The sequence below is a fragment of the Methanomethylovorans sp. genome (assembly GCF_050177135.1).
Classification (GTDB): Archaea; Halobacteriota; Methanosarcinia; order Methanosarcinales; family Methanosarcinaceae; genus Methanomethylovorans.
Genome location: NZ_JBFXHJ010000131.1, coordinates 1 through 6,140, shown reverse-complemented (window position 1 = coordinate 6,140; position 6,140 = coordinate 1). Strand labels below are relative to the sequence as shown.

Genomic DNA, 6,140 nt, shown 5'->3' with positions numbered 1-6,140 from the left:
ACAGCTATCCGCAAGATGCTGGACATGATGGACGAGATCGATAAAAGGCACGGCAGAGTAAAAGAATGAAAAAAGTGAGATATTGTGATATTCAGAGATTCCGAAGATATGCAAGACATTCTTCACCTTCTTGAAGGCTTGCCATTTCAGTTACAAGCCTGCCATTGTAGCCCTTAAGGCTTTCCATGACCTTTTTCCACTGCACGGTTCCCCGCCCCAGAGGCAGGTGTTCGTCTGATTTTCCGTGGTTGTCATGAATATGCATGTGCAGGATCTGGTCCTTGCACTTTTCCAGGAACTCATCCACAACTCCCACTGTATTTGCATGGCCTACGTCCAGGGTCATGCCCACATTGTCCCTGTTCACTTCCTCAAGGGTCCTGAGCATCTCATCAGGATATTTGCCGAATATCTTGGGCATTTCGGGCATGTTCTCCACAGCTATCGTGATACCGTACTCTGCAGCAGTGTCGCATACATTCCGGATGGACTCTATATGGGTGCTCCATGCCTTTTCAGGCATCTGTGAACCATAGGGAGATAAGTAACCAGGGTGTACCACCGCCAGTTCCACTATACCACTTCCAAGTTCAAGGCAGCGGTGCATCTGCCTTAATGCTTCATTACGTATCCCATCGTTAAGACCTGCCAGGTTCATATCGGAAAAAGGCAGATGCATTGTGATCTTCAGGTCAGTGGTATCGCGGATCTCCCGCACCTTGCCCAGATTACCGTTATGCAGGGTCTGGAAGCCTTCCTGGACGATCTCCCAGCCTGTGTATCCCAGGTCCTCAAGCTGATAGACCCAGACAAAGGAATTCCCGGTCTCTACTCTGGAAGAAAAGCTCAGATTCCTTACTTTCATGTACTTTCCACGTCCTCTATATCCGGTTCGAAAAGTATCTTGCCCTTTTCAGTGGGAGGGGCAAGCCATTCCATCAGCCTCTGGAGTTCAAAAGATGAACCTGCACTTATTGTTACATGTAGCGAGCCCAGTGGTTCTTCGTCAGCCGGGAAATTAAGACGTCCCACAAAAGCCACAAATTTGCTTATCCTGAAAGATGTGGAAGGTGCATTCCTGCTCATGCCCACCTCAAACTGAGTACGTGCAGTGTCTATAATTTCTTCTTCCCTTAAAAGATGATGAAAATGAAGGAGTCCCTCAAGACCAGTGGTTCCTTCAACCATTCCACATAATCCTGTATCATCGGTCTTATTATAAGTGAGGTCTGCCAGGGGAAAAATGCTTTGAACCGCTGTCCTGACCTTCGCCTCGGTTTCTGTAGGGTTAACTCTGGCTGAAACTTGAACCTCTATCATGCCTGACCCACCATATCGAGCACTTTTTTTCGGAATTCATCAAGTGTTCCCGTGTTCATAATAACAAGATCAGCAGCAGCAATTGCTTCACCCATGCCCCAGCCAAGCTCACGATCATCCCTGACACGCAAGGCATCGATGTCCTTCATGTCATCACTTCTTTTTCTGGCCTGCACCCTTGCGAACCTCGTATCAAGCGGGGCTTCTATGGCAACTAAAGTAAAATCAGAACCAAATGCCTCCTTGAAGCAATTGACCTCCACAAGGCTGCGCACACCATCCACAACAAGAAAATCTGAATCTGATGCTCGTATCTTAGGTATGCAGCGTTTGGCTACAGCATCTTTACCCTCTTTGTTACGCAAGTCAGTTCCTACGCCACCTACGTTAATATCTGTAGGCTCAAGTCCTCTGCGTACAACCTCTTCACGTATCACATCACCCATATTGACGACCTTGATACCTGATTCTCCCAGGATCGATGCAGCTACTGATTTGCCCGAAGCCGGCATCCCTACAAAAGCTAATATCTTCGTCATACCTAACCTGCTGTTGTTTATTGACCTTTATGAAATGTGAATCACACTTCATTGATGTTATAAATAATATACATTCTAAATAAAATGTCTTTGGGAAATTACCTAGATGTAACTGTAACGGCACATTTTATATGTAGGGGTGTAACAAACTATTTGCGTGTGTGCCACAGATAAAATCCAATACTTTTAGATAAGTTTGAGGAAAGGCTATGAGAAATACTGATCCCTCTGTAAGAAAGTAAACATATCACAGTTTTCTTTCTCTGGACATTCTTTTTATATCATACTACGAATAGCGGATTAAAAGACTCTTTTTCGGAGTAACCTGAAAAATGAAGATAGGAAATGTAAAGATAGATGGGTATTTGTTCCTGGCACCGATGGCAGATGTAACCAATCCAGCTTTCAGAATGCTCTGCAAAAAACACGGTGCTGCAATGACATACTCTGAGATGATCAGTGCCGATGCTGTACTTCACGGCAATATAAGAACAACAAACCGTGGTCTTAGTTCAGAGGAAGAGAAACCTTTTGCCATTCAGATCTTTGGAAACTCTGCAGATACCATTTCCACTGCAGCAAGGATGGTGGAAGAGAAGTATTCACCTGATATAATAGACCTCAATTTTGGATGTCCTGCTAATGTGCTTGTAAAAGATGGATCCGGTTCAGCGCTACTGGATTTTCCTGAAAGGATACGGGAAATAGTATCTGCTGTATATGGAAAAGTGGGGGCACCTGTAACAGCTAAAATAAGAGTGCTGCATGATAGGAAAAAAACACTTGATATCGCAAGAATAATAGAAGAAGCAGGCGCCAGTGCCATTACAGTTCATGGTAGAACGCAGGCTCAGCAATATGCTGGAAAAGCTGAGCATGAATATGCCCGGATCATAAAAAAAGAGCTTTCAATTCCAGTGATAGCAAATGGTGACATTGTTGACGGCCTTTCTGCAAAGCAGGTGCTTGAGCACACAGGATGTGATGCCTTGATGATAGGAAGGGCTGCAATGGGTGATCCACATGTTTTTACGAAGATAGCTCACTTCCTGCGTACCGGAGAACAACTACCCACTGATGAATGTACTCAGAGACTTGCAGATTTCAAAGATTACGTGAGATTGCTGGAGTTGTATGCCCTTGAAGACCATGTGGATATAAGGATACATGCCCGATGGTTCACACGGGGAATGAAAGGTGGGCGACATGTACGTCAGGGCATCTCCGGCACACGGGAAAAAAAATCGATAATTCAGCTTATGGAAAGCATGTGTGAGCAGTTATCCGACAAGGCTACAAATAATGATTTCCATGGTAACTGATACAGTTTTTTATTCGGTTCAAACCGAAAGGCTTTATAACTATCAGACGGTTCATAACCTACACAATTAAACATTGCATTTATACGCAATTGTGAATAAATGCAGTTTATAACTATCCATATTCGGCCAGGATATTCAATAAACAAACAGCAAGAAACAAAGTTGTGCCGATAGTATATTGTTCTAACGTTGTGGAGAATCCAGATGAAAGAGATACGAATACACGGCCGGGGAGGCCAGGGTTCGGTCACTGCTGCCGAGCTTTTAGCCGTTGCAGCTTTTGCTGATGGGAAATTCAGCCAGGCGTTCCCAGCTTTTGGAGTGGAAAGAAGAGGAGCACCTGTACAGGCGTTCACAAGAATGGATGACACGCCTATCAGACTCAGAAGCCAGATATACGAACCTGACTACGTTATCGTGCAGGACCCTACCCTTATAGAGGTAGTAGATGTTGCAAGTGGCCTGAAGGAAGATGGAATAATTATCATAAACAGTGAATTTGACCCCTCGACTTTCAAACTCAACACTAAGGCCAAAGTTGTAACCGTTAATGCCACAAAGATCGCACTTGAGATCATTGGCAGGCCGATAGTTAATACAGTGCTGCTGGGAGCCTTTGCAGGGGCTACCGGTAATATAAGGCCTGAGTCGATCAAGGAAGCTGTAAAAGAAAGATTCCCTGGCAAAGTAGGGGAGAGAAATGCTGAAGCCATCCAACAGGCATACGACATGATGAAGGAGGCAAAGGTATGAAGATAACTATAGGGGGAGTCTGTGAGCCCGGCACCACATTGGCCAACAAGACCGGTGGCTGGAGAACTTTCAAGCCTGTGTACGACTATGACAAATGTATCAAATGCAAGCTGTGCGAACTGTTGTGCCCGGACATGGCCGTGTTGCCCAGAGAGGACGGATATTTCCAGTTCGACTATGATTATTGCAAAGGATGCGGTGTATGCGCCAACGAATGTCCCAAGACGGCTATAACCATGATACTGGAGGAGAAGTAATGACAACCAAGGGAAAACTGGAAATGGAAAAGATGGTCGTCGTAGAGGGGTCTTATGCTGTGGCACATGCTGTCAAGGTATGCAGGCCCAATGTTATATCTGCTTACCCGATCACTCCTCAAACCCATATTGTAGAAGGATTATCTCAGTTCATGGCTGACGGAGAGATACAAAACTGTGAGTATATAAATGTGGAGTCTGAGTTCTCTGCACTTTCTGCACTTGTGGGTTCCTCAGCCGTGGGGGCGAGGTGCTACTCTGCCACAACGTCCCAGGGTCTTGAGTTGATGCATGAAGTACTTTTCAACGTGTCCGGTATGAGACTACCCATAGTCATGACCGTAGTGAACAGAGCTGTAAGCGCGCCCATCAACATCTGGAACGATCATCAGGATGCAATATCTCAGAGAGATACCGGCTGGATACAGTTGTATGCAGAGGATCTGCAGGAAGCAGCCGATATGACCGCACAGGCATTCAAAATTGCAGAGGACAAGGAAGTGCTTATGCCTGCCATGGTGTGTATGGATGGTTTTATCCTGTCCCATGTATACGAACCTGTGATACTGCTGGAACAGGAACTTACTGATGAATATTTACCTGCATATGAACCTTTTACCACACTGGACCCAAAGAAACCCATGAGTTTTGGTGCCCTGGCTGATCCCAATTACTATACCGAGTTCAGATATCTGCAACAGAAGGCGATGGAGAACGCCCTTAAGAAGATAGAGGATGCAGCCAATGAGTTCTATGATGTGTTCGGCAGATACTATGGCGGACTCGTTGATGAATACCAGACGGAGGATGCTGATATAATTCTCATGGCAATGGGTTCCATCGTGGGTACCATTAAGGATACCATTGATAATCTGAGACAGAAGGGTATGAAGGTAGGCTTGCTGAAGGTCAGGTCTTTCAGGCCATTTCCGGCAGAGGCTATCAGGAAAGCCATTAAGGATGCAAAGGTCGTTGTAGTCCTGGATAAGAACATCTCATTGGGACTTAACGAAGGCGCTCTGTTCACAGAAACCAAATCTTGCCTGTACAACACCAAAAACCGTGTACCTGTTGTGGGTTACATGATAGGCCATGGAGGCCGTGACATACGTATGAGCACGATAGAGAAGATCATATCTGAGGCTGAGGAAGTAATGAAGACTGGTATTAAGCTCGAAAGCCAGTTCACTGATGTGAGGGAGGAAATACTATGAAACACCTTTTCGTTTCAGGACACAGGGGATGTGCAGGCTGCTGTGACGCAATGGCTGCCAAGTTCACACTTATGGGGGCAGGCGAGGATTGTATAGTAGTCAGTCCTACCGGCTGTCTTGAAGTCATGACAACTCCTTTCCCTGAAACTTCATGGAATGTGCCCTGGATACACTCACTATTTGAAAATGCTGCTGCTGTGGCATCTGGTATTGAGGCAGCACTGAAGGCCATGGGAAAGAAGGGTAACACCAGGGTTGTTGCCATTGGTGGCGACGGTGCAACTATGGATATCGGTCTTCAGGCTATTTCCGGAGCTTTTGAGAGAGGACACGACTTCACTTATGTCTGTATAGACAATGAAGCTTACATGAACACCGGAGTGCAGAGAAGTAGTGGAACCCCATTTAATGCTTCAACTACTACAAGTCCTGCCGGAAAGGTTTCTTTTGGTAACCAGCGCCCTAAAAAGAACATGCCTGCTATCATCGCAGCACATGGTTCCCCATACGTGGCCACCACATCCCTTGCGTATGGCAAGGACATGATAGCAAAGGTGAAGAAAGCCACTGAAACACCGGGTCCCACATATATACACTGCCACGCCCCCTGTACAACAGGCTGGGGATTTGATACTTCCAAGACAGTGGAAGTTGCCCGGATGGCTGTTAAGACCGGTCTGTGGCCCTTGTTCGAAATGGAAAATGGGGAGATCACAAAGGTCAGGAAGATAGGTA

8 protein-coding genes are annotated in these 6,140 nt (G+C 45.9%); 5 read left to right on the top strand and 3 right to left on the bottom strand.

All coding sequences use genetic code 11. The features are described 5' to 3' along the window. Positions 1-91 precede the first annotated feature (91 nt). From AB7U21_RS09665 to AB7U21_RS09655, 3 genes are read right to left on the bottom strand one after another with little or no spacing between them, the layout of a single operon-like run. Positions 92-865, bottom strand: a complete 774-nt coding sequence (locus AB7U21_RS09665; RefSeq protein WP_333787626.1) for a sugar phosphate isomerase/epimerase — start codon at positions 863-865, stop codon at positions 92-94. After that, positions 862-1,320: an RNA-binding domain-containing protein gene (locus tag AB7U21_RS09660; protein WP_333787627.1), complete on the bottom strand. Its 459-nt coding sequence runs from the start codon at positions 1,318-1,320 to the stop codon at positions 862-864. Before AB7U21_RS09660 ends, AB7U21_RS09665 begins: the two co-directional genes overlap by 4 nt. After that, entirely contained in the window at positions 1,317-1,859 is a 543-nt protein-coding gene (locus AB7U21_RS09655; RefSeq protein ID WP_333787628.1) for an AAA family ATPase, read from the bottom strand. Before AB7U21_RS09655 ends, AB7U21_RS09660 begins: the two co-directional genes overlap by 4 nt. 332 nt (positions 1,860-2,191) lie before the next feature. Between AB7U21_RS09655 and dusB the strand changes: the two genes are divergently transcribed. The 5 genes from dusB to AB7U21_RS09630 all read left to right on the top strand — a co-directional run. Then, a complete protein-coding gene (dusB, locus tag AB7U21_RS09650) occupies positions 2,192-3,181 on the top strand; it encodes a tRNA dihydrouridine synthase DusB (RefSeq protein WP_333787629.1) in 990 nt (329 codons plus the stop codon). A gap of 204 nt (positions 3,182-3,385) precedes the next feature. Then, complete coding sequence (locus tag AB7U21_RS09645; RefSeq protein ID WP_298685411.1) at positions 3,386-3,934, top strand: pyruvate ferredoxin oxidoreductase subunit gamma; 549 nt, start codon at positions 3,386-3,388, stop codon at positions 3,932-3,934. Beyond that, entirely contained in the window at positions 3,931-4,191 is a 261-nt protein-coding gene (gene porD / locus AB7U21_RS09640; RefSeq protein WP_333787630.1) for a pyruvate synthase subunit PorD, read from the top strand. The genes AB7U21_RS09645 and porD overlap by 4 nt, the downstream gene beginning before the upstream one ends. Then, complete coding sequence (gene porA / locus AB7U21_RS09635) at positions 4,191-5,405, top strand: pyruvate synthase subunit PorA (protein WP_333787631.1); 1,215 nt, start codon at positions 4,191-4,193, stop codon at positions 5,403-5,405. The genes porD and porA overlap by 1 nt, the downstream gene beginning before the upstream one ends. After that, on the top strand, positions 5,402-6,140 hold a 739-nt coding region (locus AB7U21_RS09630), incomplete at its 3' end, for a thiamine pyrophosphate-dependent enzyme (protein WP_428388631.1). The genes porA and AB7U21_RS09630, both read left to right, overlap by 4 nt.

Bases quoted from the DNA above. Each gene is read 5' to 3' on its own strand.
- porD (WP_333787630.1), top strand. From the start codon at position 3,931: ATGAAGATAACTATAGGGGGAGTCTGTGAGCCCGGCACCACATTGGCC.
- dusB (WP_333787629.1), top strand. From the start codon at position 2,192: ATGAAGATAGGAAATGTAAAGATAGATGGGTATTTGTTCCTGGCACCG.
- AB7U21_RS09655 (WP_333787628.1), bottom strand. From the start codon at position 1,859: ATGACGAAGATATTAGCTTTTGTAGGGATGCCGGCTTCGGGCAAATCA.
- AB7U21_RS09665 (WP_333787626.1), bottom strand. From the start codon at position 865: ATGAAAGTAAGGAATCTGAGCTTTTCTTCCAGAGTAGAGACCGGGAAT.
- AB7U21_RS09660 (WP_333787627.1), bottom strand. From the start codon at position 1,320: ATGATAGAGGTTCAAGTTTCAGCCAGAGTTAACCCTACAGAAACCGAG.
- porA (WP_333787631.1), top strand. From the start codon at position 4,191: ATGACAACCAAGGGAAAACTGGAAATGGAAAAGATGGTCGTCGTAGAG.
- AB7U21_RS09645 (WP_298685411.1), top strand. From the start codon at position 3,386: ATGAAAGAGATACGAATACACGGCCGGGGAGGCCAGGGTTCGGTCACT.